The 20,944-nt window shown below is 73.8% G+C and carries 16 protein-coding genes; 7 read left to right on the top strand and 9 right to left on the bottom strand.

Going from position 1 to position 20,944, the window contains the following annotated elements; all coding sequences use genetic code 11:
• Window positions 1-384 precede the first annotated feature (384 nt).
• A complete protein-coding gene (locus AC1DYZ_RS09060; RefSeq protein WP_477064877.1) occupies window positions 385-780 on the top strand; it encodes a hypothetical protein in 396 nt (131 codons plus the stop codon).
• Here the strand turns inward: AC1DYZ_RS09060 and AC1DYZ_RS09065 are convergent.
• The 5 genes from AC1DYZ_RS09065 to AC1DYZ_RS09085 all read right to left on the bottom strand — a co-directional run bounded on the left by AC1DYZ_RS09065 (window position 749) and on the right by AC1DYZ_RS09085 (window position 10,041).
• Window positions 749-4,402, bottom strand: coding sequence for an FtsK/SpoIIIE domain-containing protein (locus tag AC1DYZ_RS09065; protein WP_477064878.1), 3,654 nt, complete (start codon window positions 4,400-4,402; stop codon window positions 749-751). The genes AC1DYZ_RS09060 and AC1DYZ_RS09065 overlap by 32 nt on opposite strands.
• 173 nt (window positions 4,403-4,575) lie before the next feature.
• A complete protein-coding gene (locus tag AC1DYZ_RS09070) occupies window positions 4,576-7,116 on the bottom strand; it encodes an ABC transporter permease (protein WP_477064879.1) in 2,541 nt (846 codons plus the stop codon).
• 23 nt (window positions 7,117-7,139) lie between these two features.
• Window positions 7,140-7,934 (bottom strand): ABC transporter ATP-binding protein, encoded by a 795-nt coding sequence (locus AC1DYZ_RS09075; protein ID WP_477064880.1) that lies wholly within the window; start codon window positions 7,932-7,934, stop codon window positions 7,140-7,142.
• A gap of 104 nt (window positions 7,935-8,038) precedes the next feature.
• Window positions 8,039-8,755: a response regulator gene (locus tag AC1DYZ_RS09080; protein WP_477064881.1), complete on the bottom strand. Its 717-nt coding sequence runs from the start codon at window positions 8,753-8,755 to the stop codon at window positions 8,039-8,041.
• Window positions 8,752-10,041 (bottom strand): sensor histidine kinase, encoded by a 1,290-nt coding sequence (locus AC1DYZ_RS09085; protein WP_477064882.1) that lies wholly within the window; start codon window positions 10,039-10,041, stop codon window positions 8,752-8,754. Before AC1DYZ_RS09085 ends, AC1DYZ_RS09080 begins: the two co-directional genes overlap by 4 nt.
• 153 nt (window positions 10,042-10,194) lie before the next feature.
• Here AC1DYZ_RS09085 and AC1DYZ_RS09090 point away from each other — a divergent pair, with 153 nt between their 5' ends.
• The 3 genes from AC1DYZ_RS09090 to manA all read left to right on the top strand — a co-directional run bounded on the left by AC1DYZ_RS09090 (window position 10,195) and on the right by manA (window position 13,512).
• Window positions 10,195-10,893, top strand: a complete 699-nt coding sequence (locus tag AC1DYZ_RS09090; protein WP_477064883.1) for a response regulator transcription factor — start codon at window positions 10,195-10,197, stop codon at window positions 10,891-10,893.
• 3 nt (window positions 10,894-10,896) lie between these two features.
• Window positions 10,897-12,219 (top strand): ATP-binding protein, encoded by a 1,323-nt coding sequence (locus tag AC1DYZ_RS09095; RefSeq protein ID WP_477064884.1) that lies wholly within the window; start codon window positions 10,897-10,899, stop codon window positions 12,217-12,219.
• Between the two features lie 99 nt (window positions 12,220-12,318).
• Window positions 12,319-13,512 (top strand): mannose-6-phosphate isomerase, class I, encoded by a 1,194-nt coding sequence (gene manA, locus AC1DYZ_RS09100; RefSeq protein WP_477064885.1) that lies wholly within the window; start codon window positions 12,319-12,321, stop codon window positions 13,510-13,512.
• A gap of 10 nt (window positions 13,513-13,522) precedes the next feature.
• Here the strand turns inward: manA and AC1DYZ_RS09105 are convergent, their stop codons facing one another.
• Window positions 13,523-14,017, bottom strand: coding sequence for a GtrA family protein (locus AC1DYZ_RS09105; protein ID WP_477064886.1), 495 nt, complete (start codon window positions 14,015-14,017; stop codon window positions 13,523-13,525).
• Window positions 14,018-14,143: 126 nt separating this feature from the next.
• Between AC1DYZ_RS09105 and AC1DYZ_RS09110 the strand changes: the two genes are divergently transcribed.
• From AC1DYZ_RS09110 to AC1DYZ_RS09120, 3 genes are all read left to right on the top strand, one after another.
• A complete protein-coding gene (locus tag AC1DYZ_RS09110) occupies window positions 14,144-15,310 on the top strand; it encodes a 5-(carboxyamino)imidazole ribonucleotide synthase (RefSeq protein ID WP_477064887.1) in 1,167 nt (388 codons plus the stop codon).
• 85 nt (window positions 15,311-15,395) lie between these two features.
• Window positions 15,396-15,935: a 5-(carboxyamino)imidazole ribonucleotide mutase gene (gene purE / locus AC1DYZ_RS09115; protein WP_477064888.1), complete on the top strand. Its 540-nt coding sequence runs from the start codon at window positions 15,396-15,398 to the stop codon at window positions 15,933-15,935.
• A gap of 71 nt (window positions 15,936-16,006) precedes the next feature.
• On the top strand, window positions 16,007-17,134 hold the full coding sequence (locus AC1DYZ_RS09120) for an acyltransferase family protein (RefSeq protein ID WP_477064889.1): 1,128 nt from the start codon (window positions 16,007-16,009) through the stop codon (window positions 17,132-17,134).
• A gap of 4 nt (window positions 17,135-17,138) precedes the next feature.
• Here the strand turns inward: AC1DYZ_RS09120 and AC1DYZ_RS09125 are convergent, their stop codons facing one another.
• The 3 genes from AC1DYZ_RS09125 to rfbB all read right to left on the bottom strand — a co-directional run bounded on the left by AC1DYZ_RS09125 (window position 17,139) and on the right by rfbB (window position 20,940).
• Window positions 17,139-18,047: an LCP family protein gene (locus AC1DYZ_RS09125; protein WP_477064890.1), complete on the bottom strand. Its 909-nt coding sequence runs from the start codon at window positions 18,045-18,047 to the stop codon at window positions 17,139-17,141.
• Between the two features lie 534 nt (window positions 18,048-18,581).
• Window positions 18,582-19,829, bottom strand: coding sequence for an LCP family protein (locus AC1DYZ_RS09130; RefSeq protein ID WP_477064891.1), 1,248 nt, complete (start codon window positions 19,827-19,829; stop codon window positions 18,582-18,584).
• Between the two features lie 115 nt (window positions 19,830-19,944).
• On the bottom strand, window positions 19,945-20,940 hold the full coding sequence (rfbB, locus tag AC1DYZ_RS09135; RefSeq protein ID WP_477064892.1) for a dTDP-glucose 4,6-dehydratase: 996 nt from the start codon (window positions 20,938-20,940) through the stop codon (window positions 19,945-19,947).
• Window positions 20,941-20,944: the final 4 nt, after the last annotated feature.

The raw sequence follows: 20,944 nt of genomic DNA on the forward strand, positions 1-20,944 counted from the left end.
GGGGGGTCAGGGCGCGCGTATCTAGACGTGAGATCGGGGGTGGGTTTCCTTGCTTCCACAAGGCTCGCACCGGTACGGGGACTGCACAAKGGGTTACGGGAAGGTTTCATCTCCGTAACGACTGAGGCGTTCGTCACACCTGTGATTCACCCGTGCGCGGCCTGAGCCCGCATGTTGATGCAGGTGAGGGGCATTGTCGGACAAATGTCCAGGTCAACACGCCGTTTCGGAGGGGTGATCGGCGTCACGTCGTGGCGTGGACCACGTCGCGGACGTGGTATCGCAGGTCGAACGGCCCAGGTTCGAGATCGCGCAGGTCAGGGGACCGCGCGGTCGTCGGCGGCGTGTCCGCCGCGGCGCCGCGACCTGCTTAGGCTCCTGCGTGTGACCGAGCGCCGTCCCGCCCTGCTGCTGATCGTGTGCGCCCTCGTGACCCTCGAGGCCGCCGCCTTCCTCGGGCTGGGGGTCGCCTGGACCGCCGACGTCGTCCGGGGCGCCGCGACCATGCCGGCCGCGAGCCTGTTCCTCGCCGCCTTCGGCGTCGGCATCGCGCTCCTGCTCCTGCTTGCGGCGCGCGGCCTGTGGCGTGGGCGCCGCTGGGCCCGGTCGCCGGTGATCATGTGGCAGATCCTGCTCGTGGTGCTCTCGCTGGGTTGGCTGAGTGCCCAGGCGTCCGTCCTGGGGGTCGTCGTGCTCGTCGTCGCCACGCTGGTCGGCGTGGGCCTCCTGCTGCCGCCGGTCGTCGCGGTCACGGGGCGCCGTGAGGGTCCGGCCGAGTAGGCGCCGCGTAGACCTGCACCACCACGACGTCCCGGCCGGTCAGCAGGACGCCGCGGCCGGGCGGTCGTCGGAGCGGGTCCACGCAGAACGCGGCGTGCGGACCGGCGAGCTCCGCCGACGCGGGGTCGTGCACGTCGAGGACGAGCGTGCGCCTGCGCCGCAGCAGCGCGGGCAGGGCGCCCCGGAAGGCCTGCGCCGCCGCGGCCGAGGTGACCGTCGCGACGACGCCCACGGCTGGAGTGGCGGCGAGGACCTCGTCGAGCGACGGGTGGCTGCGCTCGAGCTCGTCCAGGTCGTCGACGAGCACCACCGGCGGTGAGCTCGCGTCCCGGCACGCCGCGACCAGGTCGACGAGCGCGACGTCCTCGACGCCGGGGAAGCCGGGTGGAGCCGGCACGGTCGGATCGACCACCCGGAGCACGCTGCCGCCGGCACGCACGAGCGAGCGTGCGAGCACGGCCAACGTCGAGGTGCGCCCGGAGCCGGGTGGCCCGGCCACGAGCAGCCCGTGCGCGAGGTCCACCTGGACGATCCCGGCGTCGTCCCCACCGTGGCCGAGCGGCACCACGAGGGTGCCCGACAGCGCGATCGGGTCCTCTGGGAGCTCGACACGGTCGGGCAGAGCGCGGACGAGCACGGGCCGTCGTGCGGAGGTGGCGGGTGCGGGGTCGCCAGTGGGCGGCGCAGGCAGCGCCACCTGACACAGCTCCGCGCCGCCGGGGTGCAGGTGCACGGCGCGGCCGGGGGTGCGGCGTGGTCCCGCCAGCGCCGAGGGCACACCGGCGTGCGCGTCGAGCGTCGGGTCGGCCAGCGGCAGCACCAGGCGGTGCGAGAAGGCACCCGCGTGCTGCAGCGCGCTCGCGCCGGCGTCGGCGCACGCGGCGATCGCTGTCCTGCCGGACGCTCCCCGCCACAGGGCGGTCAGTCGGTCGGCACCCGCGCCGTGCGCGAGCCGGCCCAGCGACTCGAGCGCGAGGTCGAGGCGGTCGACCAGGAGCAGCGCCCGAGCTCCCGTGGGCGCCGCGAGCAGTTCGAGGAGCCGCGCGGTGGCGCGGGCGTCGTCGGTGTCGAGGGYGCTCCCGAGCCCGCCGTGCCGGTCGCCGGCGCGGAGCCGGTCGACGGCGCCGGCGGGCAGGCCGACGGCGTGCACGTGCCAGCCGTGCTCGAGGGCCTCGATGCCGAGGGTCAGCAGCGTCGTGCTGCGGCCCGAGCGCGGCCCACCCAGCGCGAGCAGGTGCCCGTCCGAGGGGTCCCAGCGCAAGCCCGCCCGGCGCAGCTGCTCGGGGAGGTCCGCGACGGCGAGCGCGAGTCCGGGACCGTCCGGCACGTCGTCGCGGCGCACCACCTCGGGCAGCGCGGGGAACCAGGGCGGTCGCTCCCGGGGACGTCCCGCGCGCGCGGCCTCGTCGGCGGCCCGGACCCACGCCGCGATGGCGTCGGCCGCCTCGCGAGGAGCGCCGCCGCGAGGCGTCCAGGCGGCGCCRTCGGGCCACGGTCGGGCCGGCCGGACCACCGGCACGGCGCTCGTCGCGACGGCGCGGGCGACCTGCACCGGTTCGAGCGGCMGCGTGCCCCGGCGCAGCCACGCGCGCCCGGGCGTCGTGGGGTCGATCCGGGCGGCGTCGGGCGCGTCGAGGACGTCCGTCGAGTCGGCGACGTCGGCCACCCGGAGGGCCACCCGGAGCGCGACGTTCGCGCGCAGGTCCGCACCGACCGCGCCCGCGGGGCGCTGGGTGGCCAGGACCAGGTGCACCCCCAGCGCGCGGCCCTGCGCCGCGATCCGGGCGAGCGCGCCGGACGCGTCGGGGACGTCCTCCGTGAGCGCGCGGAGCTCGTMGACCACKACGAGCAGCCGCGGCGGCGTGCCGGCGGCCGCGGGGTCCAGGTCGACCAGGTCGCGGGCGCCGACCGCGGCGAGGACGCGCTCGCGTCGGCGCAGCTCGGCGCGCAGCGCGGTGAGGACCCGGCGGGCGTGCGTCGCGTCGAGGTCGGTGACGTGCTCGAGCACGTGCGGGAGCCTGGCGACGGGCCCGAGCCCCGTGCCGCCTTTGAAGTCGACCAGCAGCATCGTCAGCCGGTCGGGCGGGTGCGTGAGCGCGAGCGCGAGGACGAGCGTGGTGAGGAGCTCGGACTTGCCGGCGCCGGTGGTGCCCGCGACGAGCACGTGCGGACCGTCGGTGACCAGGTCGACGGCGAGCGTGCGACCGTCCGGGCCGACGCCGAGCGCGGCCACGAGACCCGTGCGTGGCACCGCCCACGAGGAGGCCACCTGGTCGGGTGCGGGAATGCCGTCGAGGGCCCCGAGCGACGCCCGGCCGGGCAGGACGCCGGGCGTGTCGCGGCGGTCGGCGGACGCGCGGGCGGCGGCCGCGGCGCGGACCTGCGCTCCCGCGTGCGCGGCGGTKACCGCGTGCACGGGGACCGCGYGGGTGGATCCGGCAGCGTCCCGCAGGAGGACCGACCGGGGACCCACCTCGAGGCGGGCGCGGCACCATGCGGGCACGTCGGCGGCCGTCTCGGCGAGCAGCAGCAGGCGCTCGGCCGGGGGAGCCGACGACCTCCAGCGGGCCAACGCCGCGGCGTCGCCGGGGTCGTCGGCCACGACCAGGGCTCCAGGCCCGGGGCCGTCGGACGCCCACACTCCCCACGCCCAGTCGTCGGCGTGCCGGGTGTGCACGGTGAGCGGCACGGCGAGATGGGTGCCGAGCACCCCGAGGACCACGGCCCGAGCCACCGGCAGCGCGAGGTGGCGCGGACCGACGACGGCGAGCGAGCCTCCCGGGTCCCACGGCTGCTCCACGACCACCGGTTCTGCGTCGACGTACCGTGCCCTCGACGTCGCGACGGCGAGCGCGGCAGGGTCCCGCGGCGCCGGGTCGGCGGGGGCGGCCCGACGGCGTCGCCAGGCGCGGAGGCCCGCCGTGGCGAGCGCGACGGCCGGGGCGGCGAGGCCGGCGAGCAGCAGCAGCGGCTGCCGCAGCGCGAGGGCGAGCGCCAAGGACCCGACCGCGGACGTGAGCCACGTGGTGAGGCTGCCGAACGTTCTCGGCTCGTCGGCTGACGACTCGATCGGTACGGCGCCTCCGTGCGCACGACGCAGGACGAGGGTCGTCGCTCCCGATCGGCGCGGGTCGTCGGGGCGCCAGGGACGCCACCGGCCGCGGCGCCCGACCCGGAGCCGGACGCGCTCGCCGCGTCGGCGGACGTGGACGAGCTCGAGGGTCGGGTCGCGGACCGCCAGCACATCCGGGCCCCCGCCCCCCGGGCGGAGGGTCGTGACGACCCCCTCGGGGAGCGCGAGCACACTGCCGCAGTCGGGTCCCGCGACGACGGCGACGTGCCACGGGGCAAGTGCCGCGATCTCCGCCGGCGGGCGCGGACCGACGCCGACGCGCAGGACACACCCCTCGACCAGCGGCGGCTGTCCGACCACGTGGTGGTCGTCCAGCGGGACGTCGGCCACCGCCAGGCACACACCCGCGCCCACCCACCCGCCGTAGCCGCTCACACGGGACAGTGCGGGCCGCATGGCGCTCAGCGCGATTCCCGGGTCCGCCTCGACATCGGTGGGGTGCAGACCCGGACCGCGGACCGGGTCGGGGTGGAGCAGGGTGAAACGCACCGCCCGACCCTGCCCTGCGGTTGGTCGGCCCGAGACCCGGAGCCGGCGACACGGGGACGAGGTCGCGCGCCCACAGGACCGCCGGTCGGGTCGGGGGTCCGGCGGGCTCCGAACAGTCGACGCCGCGCGCCCACAGGTCCGCCGGTCGGCTCGGCGGGCCCGTGGGCTCCCCGTCAGTCGACGGCGAGCGCGGCCACCGGTGAGGTGCGCGCGGCCGCCCGCCCCGGCAGCACGGATGCCAGCAGCCCGGCGCCCAACGCGACGACGAGCACGATGGCCAGGTCAAGCCACGGCACGACGAGGACCACGTCGCCGATCTGTCCGAACAGCACGACCGAACCCGCCCACCCGTACAGCAGGCCCAGCCCGGCACCCAGGACGGCGCCGACCCCCGCGATGAGCATGCCCTCGACAGCGAGCATCCAGCGCAGCTGGCGGCGGGACAGCCCGATCGCCCGGAGGGTCGCGGACTCGCGGCGCCGCTCGAGGACCGAGAGGGATAACGTGTTGGCGACACCGATCAGCGCGATCACCACGGCGACGCCCAGCAGCCCCACGACCACCGCGAGGAGCGTGTCGACCACCCGCTCGTACGTCGCCCGCTGCGCGCCGGCGCTGCTGACCTCGGCCGCGGTGTCCGGCAGGGCCGCCCGCACGTCCTGCAGCACGAGCGCCGCGTCGGCGTCGGGCTCGAGCCGGACCCACACCATCGAGACGGGGGCGTGCGGGTCCAGGGCGTCCAGGGTCGCCGGCGTGACCAGGGAGTACAGCCCGCCCAGGTCGGTGGCCACCGGTCGCAGCGGCACGGTCGTGCCGCCGTTCGCGGGGACGGAGTCGTCCCAGTTGCTGGCGTAGGCCGTCGCGTCCTGGACCTCCCGGCTCGTGGGTTCGCCCTGGGCCTTCGGCAGCAGCAGGGTGCCGTCCGTGAGGCCGTCCACGGTGCGCGGGTCGACCAGCACGTCCTCGACCGAGCCGTCGGCCGGCGCGGCCACGGTGTACCAGCTGTCGCCGATCTTGACCGGTGCCGTGCGCATCTCGAGCACGGTCTCGACGCCGTTGACCCCGGCGACGGCCTCGGCCACGTCCGGCGTCAGCGTCGCGTCACCGTCGGGAACGCCGCTGTCGATGGTGAGGTCGACCGGGTAGTGCTCGTCGAGCTCCCGGGCCAGCGACACGCGTGCGCTCGCGGCCCCCGTGCTCATCATCGCGACGAGCGTGACGCCGATGAGCAGGGCGGCGCTGGTGGCCGCGGTCCGGCGCGGGTTGCGCACGGTGTTCGCGGCGGCGAGCCGTGCGCTGGTGCCGGTGCGGGCGAGCGCGCGCCCCGCCCACGACACGACCTTCGGCACCCAGAACACGGCGCCGACGAGCACGCCGACGAACGACAGGGCACCGGCGAGCGCCCCGACGCTGAGCAGCACCGTCGCGTCGGCGCGGCCCGTCCGGGACAGGACGGTGGCCATCAGCATGACCGCGAGGCCGCCGAGCATGAGCAGGAGCGCAAGGCCGAGCCGCAGCCGACCGGCGCGGGCGCCCACGGCCGGCGCGTCGGCGGGACGCAGCGCGGCCATCGGCGACACCCGGGTGGCCTCGCGCGCCGGCACCAGGGACGCGAGCACGGTGACGACCGTGCCCACCAGCAGCGGGAACACGATCACCGGGAGCGTCACCTGGATGGTGTCGGGCAGKGGGACGCCGAGGTCGAGGCGGCCGAGGATCACCAGCGCGAGCTGCGCGAGGCCGGCGCCGAGCACGAGCCCCGCCACAGAGGCGACGGACCCGAGGATCGCCGCCTCCAGCAGCACGGACCGGCGCAGCTGCCCCTTGCCCGCACCGACGCACCGCAGCAGCGCGAGCGTGCGGGTCCGCTGGGCCACCAGCACCTGGAACGTGTTGGCGATGACCAGCGCCGCGACGAGGAGCGCCACGGCGGCGAATCCGAGCACCACGGTGACGAGCACGTTGCCGCCGTCGGAGAACTCCTCGACGGACTTCGCGGCGGCCTCGTCCTTGGTGAGGGCCTCGGCACCGGGCACCAGCGGGACGATGGCGGCCTGGAGTGCCTGCTCGTCGGCGTCGGGCCGGGCGGCGACCAGGGTGTCGGTGCCCAGCTCCGTGAGTGAGTCGACCCCGCTCCAGCGGATCGCGTCGTCGGGGGTGACCAGACCCGCGCCGCCCGACTGCGACCACGCGTCGGCCGGGTCGCTCGCGATGCCGGTCACGACGACGTCCTCGTCGACCGCGCGCCACACCTCGTCGGTGGTCCCGTCGTCGGCCGGCTCCGAGACCCCGTAGCGGACCTGCACGTGGTCGCCGACGCCGACCCCGAGGGCCGTCGCCGTCGCCGTCGGCAGCGCGATCTGGCCGCTCCGGGTGGGCGCCGAGCCGTCCTCGACCACCAGCGAGCTGAGCCGGGGGTCGGTCGTCGTCGGCAGCATCAACTGGTAGCGGCTCGCGCCGCCGCGGCGGACCTCGAAGCCCGTCGGTGCGAGCACCTCGGCAGCCTCGACGTCCGGGAGCGCGCGCAGGGCGTCGAGCTGGTCGTCGTGGATGTTGCCCTGCACGACGACGTCCGCGTCGGCGTAGGTCGCCGTCACGGCGTCGTACCCCGTGCGGGTCATGATGTTGCCGGCGAGCAGAGTCGTGGCCAGGAACGCGGTGCCGATCGCGATGGCGACGGCGGCGGCCGTGAGCCGGCCGAGGCTGCGGCGCATCTGCGCCAAGGTCAGGCGAAGCATCAGATCGCCGCCTGATCCAGCGTGCGGAGGGCCTCGAGGCCGGTGAGCACCGACTCGGGCGTCGGGTCGGCGATGTCGCCCGCGATCCGCCCGTCGGCCAGCAGCACCACCCGGTCCGCGTACGCCGCGGCGGTCGGGTCGTGCGTGACCATGATGATCGTGCGGCCGAGCTCGCGCACCGAGCGACGCAGGAAGCTGAGCACCTCAGCGCCCGAGCGTGAGTCGAGGTTCCCCGTCGGCTCGTCGGCGAAGACGACCTCCGGCTTTGCGATGAGCGCCCGTGCGATCGCGACCCGCTGCTGCTGACCACCGGACAGCTCCGCCGGTCGGTGGGTGAGGCGCTGGCCGAGGCCGAGGGTGCCGACGAGGGTGTCGAGCCACTCACGGTCGACGTCGGTGCCGGCCAGCTCGAGCGGCAGCAGGACGTTCTGCTCGGCCGTGAACATGGGCAGCAGGTTGAAGCTCTGGAACACGAAGCCGATGCGGTCGCGGCGCAGGCGGGTCAGCGCACCGTCGTCGAGCGTCGTGATCTCCGTGGCCCCCAGGCGAGCGGTGCCCGACGTCGCCTGGTCGAGGCCGGCGAGCACGTGCATGAGCGTCGACTTGCCCGAGCCGGACGGGCCCATGATCGCGGTGAAGGCACCCGCCGCGAAGTCGACGTCGACCCCGTCCAGCGCCCGGACCTCGGCGGCGCCCTGCCCGTAGACCTTGGTCAGCGACCGGGCGCTGACGGCGACCGTGGCGTCCGGCTGGGGCGGGTCTGTCTCCAGGGGGCGGAAGACGGTGGTGTCCACGGGAGGGCTCCTTCGAAGGGCGGTGATGACGCTCCGACGCTACGGAGCGGGCCATCACCCGCACATCAGGCCCGGGACTGGTCGTGCGTCATCCTGCGGGCCCATCAGGAGCCCGGCCGGACCAGTCCCGTCTCGTACGCGACGACGACGGCCTGCACCCTGTCGCGCGCGTGCAGCTTGGCCAGGATCCGGCCGACGTGCGTCTTGACCGTGGCCTCGGCGACGAACAGGTCGGAGCCGATCTCCGTGTTCGAGCGGCCGCGCGCCATGAGCACGAGGACCTCGCGCTCGCGGTCGGTGAGGTCGGCGACCGCGAGCCGCGCGGGGTCGGTCGGTGCCCCAGGCTCGTCGGGCGGCAGCGCCGTCACCAGGTGCTCGAGGAGCCGCTTGGTGCTCGACGGGGCGATCACGGCGTCGCCGCGGTGCACGGTGCGGATGGCACCCAGCATCTCCTCCGGCGGGGCGTCCTTGAGCAGGAACCCGCTGGCGCCGGCCCGGATGGCGGCCAGGACGTACTCGTCGAGGTCGAACGTGGTGAGCACGATCACGCGGGGCGGCGGGTGGTCCTCGGTCGCGCGCGCGGTGATCTGCGCGGTCGCGGTCAAGCCGTCCATCGTCGGCATCCGCACGTCCATGAGCACGACGTCCACCGGACCCGTGGCCGTCAGCGCCGCGGGGTCGAGCGCGCGCACTGCCTGGGCGCCGTCGCCGGCCTCGAGCACGACCTCGAGGTCGGCCTGCGAGTCGATCACCATGCGGAAGCCGGCGCGCACCAGCTGCTGGTCGTCGACGAGGCCGACGCGGATGCGGGTCTCGCTCATCGGGCGTTCTCGTCCTGACTGGTCGGCACGGGTGCGGTCCTCTCGGGTGGGGTGGTGTGGTCGCCCGGCGTGGGCAGCTGGGCGCGGACCCGGAAGCCTCCGCCGGGCCGGGGGCCGGCGGCGACGGTGCCGCCGAACATCGTGGCGCGCTCACGCATCCCCAGCAGGCCCTGCCCGAGGCCGTCGGAGTCGGCCGAGGCGCCGCGGCCGTCGTCGCTGACCTCGACGACGATGGCGTCGGGCAGCCACTGCACGAGCACCGTCACCGTGGGGTCCGGGCCGGCGTGCTTGAGCACGTTGGTCAGCGCCTCCTGCGCGATCCGGTAGACCGTGAGGCCGGTGCCCGGCGGCAGCGCCCGCGGCTCGCCCATCCGGACCAGCGACGCGCGCAGGCCGCTCGCCCGCACCTGGTCGACCAGGGCGCCGACGTCCGATTCTGCGGGTTGCGGCGCGAATCCCTGGGCTGCCGGGTGCGAGAGGCCGCCCGGTCCGGGGACGTCGCTGGTGTCGGTTCCGCCGCGCAGCACGCCGAGCAGGCGCCGCATGTCGGTCAGCGCGGCGCGGCCCGTCTCCGCGATCGTGCCGAGCGCCCGCGTGGCCGCCGCCGGGTCGGCGTCGGCGGCGTACCGGCCGCCGTCGGCCTGGGCGATCATCACCGTCAACGAGTGGGCGACGATGTCGTGCATCTCGCGCGCGATGCGGGCCCGCTCGGCGGCGGTCGCGATCTGGGACTGCTGGTCACGCTCGACCTCCAGGCGCTGCGCTCGGTCGACCAGCGCCTCGATCGTCTCGCGCCGCGAACGCCGGACCAGGCCGAAGGCCCAGACGGACAGCGCGACGACGCCGGAGAAGATCGCGGTGGACGCGGCCCCCGGCGCGTCGAACCAGCCGTTCATCGAGACCCCGAGGACCACCGAGCCGACGAGGGCCCCGACGATCGCCACGCGGTGCGCCCAGCGCGGGCCGTGCACGGTGACCGAGTAGAGCGCGACCAGCACGGCGATGTCGGCCGGCAGCACGAGCGGGGTGAAGAAGAGGACCTGAAGCAGCGCCGCGGTGTACACCGCCGCCGCGGAGGCGGTGGGCCGGACGCGGCGCCAGGCGAGCGGCGCGACGATCGCGACCGACAGGAGCGCGCTCGCGAGCGTGCGGGTCGCGCCGGACGTCGAGCTCGGGATGTCGGTCGCCGTCACGACCATGAGGAGCAGCAGGAACCCGGTGCCGGTGGCGTCGACGGCGAACCGGTGCGCCTCCTCCCACCGCAGCAGCCGTTCCCACCTGGTCACCCCACGAGGGTAGGGGCGGCCGACCGCGGCGGAGTGCCCCCGGGGGACGACCTGGACCATCGCAAGGTCCGACCTCAGGCGCAGGTGGTTCACGTGGACCTGTAGGCGCGCCCCTCTGGCGGTCAAGACCGTCCCATGACCTAGCATGGGCGAATGACCCAGGTGCTGCTGGCCGAGGACGATCCCGCGATTGCCGAACCTTTGGCCCGCGCCCTCGGGCGTGAAGGTTATGACGTGCGTGTGCAAGGTACGGGTCAAGGTGCGATCGACGGCGCCGCGGCGGCCGACCTGGTCGTCCTCGACCTCGGGCTGCCGGACATGGACGGCCTCGACGTCGCCCGCGCCATCCGCAACCTCGGCCTCACGACGCCCCTGCTGGTCCTCACCGCTCGCGCCGACGAGGTCGACCTCGTCGTCGGGCTCGACGCGGGCGCCGACGACTACGTGACGAAGCCGTTCCGGCTGGCGGAGCTGCTCGCCCGCGTCCGGGCCCTCCTGCGGCGCAGCGTCGGTGACTCGGGCGACGAGGACGAGCTGCACGCGCAGAACGTGCGCGTCGACGTCGCCGCGCACCGGGCGTTCCAGGGCGAGCGTGAGCTGCACCTCACGGCCAAGGAGTTCGACCTGCTGCGCGTGCTGGTCGGTGCCGCAGGCACGGTCGTCGCGCGCGAGACCCTGATGCGCGAGGTCTGGGGATCGGACCCGACGGGCTCGACGAAGACGCTCGACATGCACGTGTCCTGGCTCCGCCGCAAGCTCGGCGACGACGCCAACGCCCCCCGGTACGTCACGACGGTGCGCGGCATGGGCTTCCGGTTCGAGACGGGCGGCGCCAGCGCCGAGCGGGCCTGACCTTTGCGTCGTCGCGTCCTGCAGGCGACGATCGCGGCGGTCACCGTCGCGGTCGTCCTGCTCGGCTTCCCCCTGGCGTTCCTGGGTGCTCAGCTGGTCCGCGAGAACGAGATGCAGGCCCTCCAGTCGCGGGCCACGGACGCGGCGCGCGCGGTCGACTTCCGCGTCGAGCAGGACATCGCGCTGTCCGACCGCATGTTCGAGAACGCGGCGGGCGGGCCAGGAGACATCCCGGCGTCCGTCGTCGTGCAGGCGCCGGACGGCCAGGTCTACCAGGCCGGCGACCGGATCCGCGGCCGCACCCTCTCAGTGAAGGTCGACTCGGACACCGGCGCGACCGTGCTGCTCTACGTGTCCTGGTGGGACGTCTTCTGGCTCAGCGCCCGGGTCATCGCGCTCGTCGTGGTCGCGGCGGTGGTGGCCTTCGCGGCCGGCATCGCGATGGCGATCTGGCAGGCCAACCGGCTGACGGCCCCGCTCCTGTACCTCGCCGCGTCCGCCGAGCAGCTGGGCGCCGGCCAGGTGCGCCCCCGCCTCGAGCCCTCGGGGGTCGAGGAGATCGACCTGGTCGCCGCCGAGCTCGCGCGCAGCGCCGACCGGATGGCCGGCCGCCTTGCCGCTGAGCGGCAGTTCGCCTCCGACGCCTCCCACCAGCTCCGCACGCCCCTGACCGCCCTGTCGATGCGGCTCGAGGAGATCATGCTCGCCACCGACGAGCCCGCCGTGAGCGAGGAGGCACGCATCTCGCTCGAGCAGGTGGAACGCCTGGTGCGGGTGGTCGACGACCTGCTGGCCAGCTCGCGGCGGCTCCAGGGCGGCACCACCGAGGCGGTCAGGCTGCTCGAGGTGGTGCATCAGCAGGAGGAGGAGTGGCAGCCGACCTTCCAGGCGCACGGTCGGCGACTCGTGGTGGAGGTCGACCGGGCCACCCAGGTGCTCGCCACGCCCGGCGCGCTCGCCCAGGTCATCGCCACGCTCATCGAGAACTCCCTGCGGCACGGGGCCGGCACCACGACCGTGCGGTCCCGGCCCGGCGGTCCGTCCGGCGCCGTCGTTGTCGAGGTGGCCGACGAGGGTGCCGGGGTGCCCGACGACCTGGCCCCCCGGATCTTCGAGCGCGAGGTCACGTCCGGCAAGGGGACGGGGCTCGGGCTCGCGCTCGCACGGGACCTTGCGTCCGCCGACGGGGGCCGGCTCGAGCTGGCCCAGCGCCGGCCCGCGGTGTTCGCGCTGTTCCTGTCCGGCGTGCCTGCGTCGATGCGGCCCGACGTCGTGCTGCCGCTCGGTGCTGTCGTGTCGGCGCGGCCGGACCGCCGCCGACGCTGAGGAATGTGACGCACGACCCGCCGGGTCGAGGCCCGGTTGACTGACGCCCACGTACCGTAGGACGTCATTGCCGATGATGAGCCGCAGGAGAGTGCCACCGTGTACCGGATCACGCCCCGCACGCAGAGCTACGCGTGGGGTTCGACGACCGCCATCCCCGACGTCCTCGCGACGGTCCCGGACGGAGGGCCGGTGGCCGAGGCGTGGTTCGGCGCCCACACGAGCGCACCGTCGACCGTACAGACAGCCGAGGGCGACCGTCGGCTGGACGAGCTCATCGCCGAGGATCCCGCTCGGCACCTCGGCGCGGCGATCGCCTCGAGGTTCGGTGCGCTCCCGTACCTGCTCAAGATCATCGCCGCGGACGCGCCGCTCTCGCTCCAGGTGCACCCGAGCCTCGAGCGCGCCCGCAAGGGCTTCGCGCGCGAAGAGGCGGCAGGGATCCCCGTCGACGCGCCCGAGCGCAGCTACCGCGACCAGAACCACAAGCCGGAGCTGGTCTACGCGCTGACCAGGCTCGACGCCATGGTCGGGTTCCGTGCACCGCGTCGGGCCGCCGAGCTGCTGGCGGACCTCGACACGCCGCTCGCGGCGGACCTGCACGCGCTGCTCGTGGACGACCCCACGTCAGAGGGGGTCCGGAAGGCGTTCGAGTGGCTGCTGACGCCCGCGACTCGGCCGAGCGAGGCCGACGTGGCCAAGTTCGCTGAGGCTTGCACGCGGCGCCTCGCCGACGGGTCGCCGTCGCCGCGGACCGACCGGACGGTCATGCGCCTCGCGGCGGCCTATCCCGGCGACCCCGGCGCGGTGACCTCGGTACTTCTCAACCCGGTGACGCTGCGGCCCGGGGAGGCGCTGTTCGTGCCCGCCGGCGCCGTGCACGCGTATCTGCGGGGGGTGGGGATCGAGATCATGGCCAACTCCGACAACGTCCTGCGCGCGGGGCTGACGAGCAAGCATGTGAACACCGACGAGCTGCTGAGCAATGTCGACTACGTCGCGGCTCCGCCGATCAGGATCGCCCCCGAGCGGGTGTTCACCTCGACGCGGATCTTCTACGCACCCGTCGACGACTTCGAGCTCTCCGTCTCGCGGCTCTCCGACGACGGACCCACGCGGATCCCTGGTCGGGGCCCGCGTGTGGTGCTGTGCCTGGAGGGCGAGGTCGCCGTCTCGACCGAGCGCGACGGGACGTTTGTCCTCACGCGGGGGCAATCCGTCTTCGTCTCCGCGGCGGACGGCGGACTCACCGCCAACGGCGACGGCGTCATCGTCCAGGCCGACGTGCCCTGACGCGGCTGGGTCATACCGAGCCGGTGAAGACCCACTTCTTGTAGCCGACGTAGCGCAGCGCTGTCCCGATCGCGATGCCGACGATGGTGGCGACGTTGTCGGCGAACGCGTTCGTCAGGTCCAGCACGTAGTGCGAGAACGCCAGGGTCAGCAGCGGGACGATCGCCCCGACCAGGTTGATGCCACTGAAGATGACGAGCTCGCGCGTGCGCTGCGTGGTGCGCTGCTGGGAGAACGTCCAGTGGCGGTTGCCCACCCACGACACGAGAGTGGCGGCCAGCAGCGAGATGATCTTGGCGGTGAGCGGCTTGTGCTCGAGCAGGTGGCCCGGCCCGAAGCGCAGCAGGTTGAACAGGCCGAGGTCGACGACGAAGGCGATGCCACCCACTGACAGGAAGCGGGCAAGCTCGTACGCGCGTGCCCGCAACGCGGCTGCCCGCGAAGCGGGAGCGATCGGCGCCGCCGTCACGACCGGGTGGGCGGTCAGCTCGTCGCTCGCGCTCATGGAGTTCCTCGGGATCTCGGTGTCGGACGTCCCGCGAGGATAGCCCGCGATGCTGAACGCCACCTGTCAGGCGTCGGGACGAACCGTTTCGGCGCGCGCACCGGCGCTCGGCTAAAGTCGTCGCCCGTGACAGCACCCGTGGTGGCCGTGGTCGGTGGTGGGCAGTTAGCCCGCATGATGGCACCGGCGGCGACCGCGCTCGGGCTGCACCTGCGGGTCCTGGTCGAGAGCCCGACGTCCTCGGCCGCGCAGGTGGTGGTCGACGCCCCGGTCGGCGCCGCGTCCGACGAGTCCGCGATCGTCCGTCTCGCCGACGGCGCCGACGCGCTGACCTTCGAGCACGAGCATGTGCCGAACGCGCTGTTGGACCGCCTGGAGGCCGCCGGTGTCGCGGTCCACCCGGATGCGGCCGCTCTGGTGCACGCGCAGGACAAGATCGTCATGCGTACCCGGCTGACGGAGCTCGGCGTTCCGGTCCCGGTTTGGGCGGAGCTGCCGTCCCGGCGGGATCTCGACGTCTTCCTCGCCGCGCATGGCGGCGTCGCCGTGGTCAAGACGGCTCGGGGCGGGTACGACGGCAAGGGCGTCCGCGTGGTGCGCGGCGCGGACGAGGTGACGGACTGGTTCGCTGCCGTCGACGCCGGAACGGGTGTGCCGCTGCTCGCCGAGGAGAAGGTCCCCTTCACCCGCGAGCTCGCCGTGCTCGTGGCCCGGCGGCCCTCCGGCGAGCTGCGCACGTGGCCCGTCGTCGAGTCGGTGCAGCGGGACGGGGTGTGCTCCGAGGTCGTCGCGCCCGCACCCGACCTGGACCCCGCCACCCACGCTGAGGCACTCGACGTGGCCACCCGGATTGCCGAGGGCCTGGCCGTCACGGGCGTGCTGGCCGTCGAGCTGTTCGAGGTGCCCGGCACGGCCGGAGGCCCCCCGCGCGTTCTGGTCAACGAGCTCGCGATGCGCCCGCACAACTCCGGCCACTGGACCATCGACGGCGCTGTGACCAGCCAGTTCGAGCAGCACCTGCGCGCCGTGCTCGACCTGCCCCTCGGCGATACCACGGCCCGCTCGGCGTGGACCGTCATGGCCAACGTGCTGGGCAGCGCGCTGGATGACCCGACCGACGCGTTGGCCGACGTCGCGCGCGCCGACCCCGGCGCCAAGGTGCACCTGTACGGCAAGGAGGTGCGCGCCGGCCGCAAGCTCGGGCACGTCAACGTCAGCGGCGACGATCTCGACGACGTCCGTCGGCGGGCTGTCGCGGCGGCGGCGCTCCTGCGCGGCGAGGCGTCCGCCTGACGCGAACAGATCGCCGATCGCCCCGTCCGCTGGGACATGATGGGCGCGGCGCCACCGGGGCGCGGACGGCTGGACGGAGACCACGATGGCAGGGCAGGCCCAGGTAGGGATCGTCATGGGCTCCGACTCGGACTGGCCCGTGATGAAGGCCGCAGCGGAGGCGCTCGCCGAGTTCGACGTAGCCGTCGAGATCGATGTGGTCTCGGCGCACCGCCAGCCCGAGAAGATGATCGCGTACGGCCGGACCGCGGCGGACCGCGGCCTGCGGGTGCTCATCGCGGGGGCCGGGGGAGCGGCGCACCTGCCCGGCATGCTCGCGGCGGTCACCACGCTCCCCGTGGTCGGTGTGCCGGTCCCGTTGGCCTACCTCGACGGCATGGACTCGCTGCTCTCCATCGTCCAGATGCCGGCGGGCGTCCCCGTGGCGACCGTGTCGATCGGCGGTGCGCGCAACGCCGGGTTGCTCGCCGTGCGGATCCTGGCGTCCAGCGAGGGCGAGCAGGCCGCGCGCCTGCGGGCCGCGATGGCCGCGTTCCAGGACGATCTGCAGGGGCAGGCAGATGGCAAGGGCGAGCGCCTCCGGGCGCAGACGACGTCCCGACCGAGCGTGGGGTTCAGCGTCTGACCGTGTGAAGGGTCCGTGGGGAGGGCCCTCTCGAGGTGCGAGGTCCTGGACGCCTGCCTAGCGTCGAGCGGATGACATCCGCCCCCCGGCCGCGACTCGCCGCTCTCGACGCCCTGCGGTTCCTCGCCGCCGCGGCGGTGGTTCTCTACCACTTCACGGGACGCACCAGCAGCGCGTGGGGTCCGGACCAGGCGGAGCAGCTGGACGGCGTCGGACGGTGGACGTCCTACGGGTCGCTCGGCCCGGAGCTGTTCTTCGTCATCAGTGGCTTCGTCATCCTCATGACGGCGTGGGGCCGACCCACCGCGCAGGTCGTCGCGTCCCGCGTCGGTCGCCTCTACCCGGCGTACTGGGTCGCGGTCCTGTCCGCCGGGCTGCTCCTGCTGGTCCTGTGGCCGCAGGGCAAGGCGATCACGCCGCACCAGGTCCTGGTGAACCTCACGATGCTCCAGCCGGCCCTCGGCGTCGAGCACGTCGACGGCGTCTACTGGACCCTCTGGACCGAGCTGCGCTTCTACCTCCTGCTCGGAGTGTTCTCCTTGGTGGGCATCACCCGGCGCCGCGTGCTCGGCGTCGCGCTCGCGTGGCCCTGGGTCGCGCTGCTCGCGGAGCGCTCCGGTTCCGATGCGCTCGGCACGCTCCTGATCAGTGACTACGCGCCGCTCTTCGCGGCGGGGATGGCCCTGTTCGTGCTGCTGCAGGACCGCGCGGCCGGGACACGGGCGGTCCTGCCGTGGGCCGCCGTCGCGACGAGCACCGGGCTCGCCGTCGCGCTCGTCGTCCCATCGCGGGTGGCGGTGCTCGAGCGGACCACCGGGTACACGCCCTCGCCGACCCTGCTCGGCCTCGCGGTCGTCGGCTGCGTCGTCGCCGTCGCGGTGGCCGTCCTGACCCGGGTGTCGCGCTGGCAGTATGGCGGCCTCGTGACGCTCGGCGCGCTCACCTACCCGCTGTACCTCATGCACCAGTACTGGGGTCTCGCCGTCATCCGCGCCCTGGCGGACCGCGTGCCGGCCGCGGTGGCGCTCACCGCGGCCCTCGTCGTCGTGACCGCACTGGCCTGGGCGGTCCACAGGTTCGTCGAGGTGCCGTGCGGCCCGTGGCTGCGCCGCTCGACCCTGGCAGCGTTGGAGCGCCCACGGTCTGCCCTGCTCGACCGGGTCATGCGCGGACCGCGGCTCGTCGAGGCGATGGCCTGACCATTCAGGCGCTGGGCATCCCGCCCACCGGCCCGGCCGGCAGAGAGCCGTCGCGGATCGCGGCGAAGAACGCGGGCGCCGCGTCGGGGTCGAGCCTGACGGTGGAGCCGACGCCGCCCGGTCGGTAGTTGACGTCCGAGATCGGCGGGGTGCCCGTGATGCCGCCCGCGCCGTTGGCCGCCTTGAACGCGAGGGCGAGCTTGGCCATGCCGGTGATCCCCGTGCCCTCGTCGACCGTGAGCGCCGCCGTCCCTGCGTCGATCAGAGCGACCTGCTGTCCCGGGTGCACCAGCAGCGTGGTGGGCCGGACCTTCGCCATGACGGCGCCGATCAGCTGGCGCTGGCGTTCGGCGCGGCCGACGTCGCCCGTGGGGTCGGACTTGCGCATCCGGGAGAAGGCGAGCGCCGCCGTCCCGTCGACGTCGTGGCAGCCCGCGGCCCAGACCATGCCCGAGTCGGCGTCGTTCACGTCGGCGTCGTAGCAGAGGTTGACGCCGTCGACGGCGTCCACGATCTGCTCCACACCGCCCATGCCGATCTCCGCGTAGTGATCGACCGTCATCCCGGTGAGGCCCTCGACGGTCTGGACGAGGAGGGGCGCGCCGCCCCACGAGAAGGCCGCGTTCAGCTTCGAGGGGTCGTGGCCGGGGATCTCGACGAAGGTGTCCCGCGGCAGGGAGATTAGTGCGGTGGGGCCGTGCTCGGGCACGTGCAGCAGCAGGATCGTGTCCGTGCGCGCGCCCTCGGTCCCGTCCTCGCCGACCGAGCCGTCGGCGCGCGAGTCGGAGCCCGTGAGCAGGTACGTCGTGCCCGGCGTGTTCGCAGCGCCGCTCAGCGCCGCGGTGTGCTGGATCTTGCCGTTCGCCCACACGGCCAGGCCGATGGGCCACGCGAGCAGGGCGGCGAGCACCACGACGGTGACGACGGCGATGATCGTGCCGCGGTGGCGGCGACCGGCCGACGCCCCGTCCGAGGCGGTCGGTCGGTCCCGGGGCGTCGGTGGCGGCGCTGAGGCCCCGCGGGGCCCGGGGGGACGCGACGGCGCAGTGGTCGACGCCCGGGCCGCTGTAGGTCGCGACGACGTGCTCCGGGGGAGCGAGGCGGGTGCGGATGTGGGCTTGGCGGTCGACGGAGTCTGGGAACGCCCGGACACCTCGATGGCCGCGGGACGCTGAGGGCGGCTGGACGGCGCAGTCGGTGAGATGGACGCGGGCTTGTCGGTTCCGCGTTGCGAGGGCGTTGCGGTCGCGGGCCGGGCCTGAACCAGTGGGGGACGGGTCGGCTCAGCGGCATCCGGGCGTGGCATGCGGCTCGGCGCCGGTGGGCGTGCGGGCCGCCCGACGACGATCGGCGCCGCGGCGGGCGCCGGGTCGGCCGGTCGTCGCGGCGCGCCGGGCGCGAAGCTGGGAGGCGGCGTGCGGGTGGTTCGCTCGTCGGAACTCATCCGTCAGCAGACGTCGGTCGTGTCGTCGACCGTGAACGCCTCGTGGCCGGCCTTCTTCGTCTCGGTCGGCGTCGGGGTGTCTGCCGGGGCCGGAGCCTCGGTGGCGCCAGGCGTCGTCGGTGCGGCCGGCGTCGTCGCTGCCGTGGTCGGCGACGGGGTGGCCTCGCCGAGCGCAGGCACGTCGTTGGCCATGTTTGCCCAGACGGCGTCGGCAGCCGACGTCCACTCGACCCGGTTGGGGTCCGACTTCGCGGGCGCGAACGGGATCGTCATGAACGTGATGTTGCCACTGTTGATGTTGCGGAGGTTGTAGGCGAGGCCGGTCATGTTGCTGATCGACATCGTGTTGTCGGTCGTCAGCGAGCTCGTGGCAGCGCTGAGGAACGAGATGAGCTTCTGCGGGTTGGTGATGACGTCTCGTGAGAGGACCTCGCGAACCATCGCCGCGATGAGCTTCTGCTGGTTGCCGATGCGGTTCGTGTCCGAGCCGTCGCCGACGCCCTCGCCCTTGCGCGCCCGGGCGTAGGCGAGCGCGGTGGGACCGTCGAGCGTCTGGTAGCCGGCCGTGAGGTAGAGCCCGGCGTCCTTCGACGTCATGTCGTTCGGGATGCACATCGGGACGCCCCCGATCGCGTTGACCATCTGCTGGAAGCCCGCGAAGTCCACGACGATGAAGTGGTTGATCGGGATGCCCGTGTTCTGCTGCACGGTGTTGATCGTGCAGGCCGCGGCGGACTCCATGTCGCCGCCGTTGTCCCACCCGGTCGCGAACGCCGAGTTGAACATGCCGCGCGTGGCGCGGGTGGTCTTCCCGCTGGTCATGGTGCAGGAGGGGATGTCCACGAGCGAGTCGCGGGGGATCGAGACGAGCTCGACGCGCGACCGGTCGGCCGAGATGTGCAGCACCATGGTGGTGTCGGAGCGCATGCCCTCGACCTTGCCGCCGATCTCACCGTTCTCGCCGTCACGCTGGTCGGACCCGAGGATCAGGATGTTGACGGCCTGCCCGGCGTTGGGGTCGTCCGGGTCCGGCGCCTTCGACTGGGTCGGGATCGGCTGCACGAGGGCCGAGACGTCGACCTTGTCCATGTTGCCGTTGAGCTTGGCGGCGACCGCGGCGACCCCACTGGCCCCGAACACCACGACCGCGGCCAGGGTGAGCGCGATCCCACGGAACACCCGGTGGGTGTGCAGGGATCGCGCGTGCCGGGCAGCACGGGGGCGTGGGACAGCGGCGTGGCGGTTGGTCACGTCGACGATCGTAGGAGAGCACTTCGGCTGTGGGGGGGAGCGCGCGCAGCGACGCGGTGGAGGATCTGTGCAGATCAGCGACCGATCGCAGTGACGCTGCCGGCCGAGCCTACGACTACCGCCCCAGCTCCGCGTACTTCGCCTCGGTCGCATCCTTCTGCGGCCGCCACCACGCCTCGTTGGCCTGGTACCAGGCCACCGTGGCCTCGAGCCCCGCTCGGAAGTTCTCGTACTTCGGGGCCCACCCCAGCTCGTCGCGAAGTTTCGTGGAGTCGATCGCGTAGCGCAGGTCGTGGCCCGGGCGGTCGCTCACGAGGTCGTACGCATCGGGGGACTGGCCCATGATCTCGAGGATGTCCTCGACGACCGTCTTGTTGTTCTCCTCGCCGTCTGCACCGATCAGGTAGGTCTCGCCGAGGCGGCCGCGCTCGATGATTGCCCAGACCGCGCTGTTGTGGTCCTCGACGTGGATCCAGTCGCGCACGTTCTCGCCCGAGCCGTAGAGCTTGGGCCGAACCCCGTCGATCACATTGGTGATCTGGCGCGGGATGAACTTCTCGACGTGCTGGTACGGACCGTAGTTGTTCGAGCAGTTGGAGATCGTGGCGCGGACACCAAAGCTGCGGGCCCACGCGCGGACCAGTAGGTCGGAGGCCGCCTTGGTCGACGAGTAGGGGCTCGAGGGGTTGTACGGGGTGTCAGGCGTGAACTTGGCCGGGTCGTCCAGCTCGAGGTCGCCGTAGACCTCGTCCGTCGAGATGTGGTGGTACCGCACGTCGTGCCGGCGGACCGCCTCGAGAAGCTGGTATGTGCCGATGACGTTCGTATGCACGAACGGCCACGGGTCGTGCAGCGAGTTGTCGTTGTGCGACTCGGCCGCGAAGTGGACCACCACGTCGACGTCCTTGACCAGGCTGTCGACGATGTCCGGGTCGGCGATGTCACCCTTGGCGAGGACGACCTTGCCGTCCACCGGGTCCAGGCTGCGCTCGTCGCCGGCGTACGTCAGGGCGTCGAGCACGGTGACGCGCACGTCAGGGCGATCGCGCACGGTCTGGTGGACGAAGTTGGAGCCGATGAAGCCGGCTCCGCCGGTGACGAGCAGGTGCATGAAC

The sequence above is a fragment of the Cellulomonas sp. P1_C4 genome (assembly GCF_056406355.1).

Bases quoted from the DNA above. Each gene is read 5' to 3' on its own strand.
- AC1DYZ_RS09080 (WP_477064881.1), bottom strand. From the start codon at position 8,755: ATGAGCGAGACCCGCATCCGCGTCGGCCTCGTCGACGACCAGCAGCTG.
- AC1DYZ_RS09090 (WP_477064883.1), top strand. From the start codon at position 10,195: ATGACCCAGGTGCTGCTGGCCGAGGACGATCCCGCGATTGCCGAACCT.
- AC1DYZ_RS09105 (WP_477064886.1), bottom strand. From the start codon at position 14,017: ATGAGCGCGAGCGACGAGCTGACCGCCCACCCGGTCGTGACGGCGGCG.
- purE (WP_477064888.1), top strand. From the start codon at position 15,396: ATGGCAGGGCAGGCCCAGGTAGGGATCGTCATGGGCTCCGACTCGGAC.
- AC1DYZ_RS09120 (WP_477064889.1), top strand. From the start codon at position 16,007: ATGACATCCGCCCCCCGGCCGCGACTCGCCGCTCTCGACGCCCTGCGG.
- rfbB (WP_477064892.1), bottom strand. From the start codon at position 20,940: ATGCACCTGCTCGTCACCGGCGGAGCCGGCTTCATCGGCTCCAACTTC.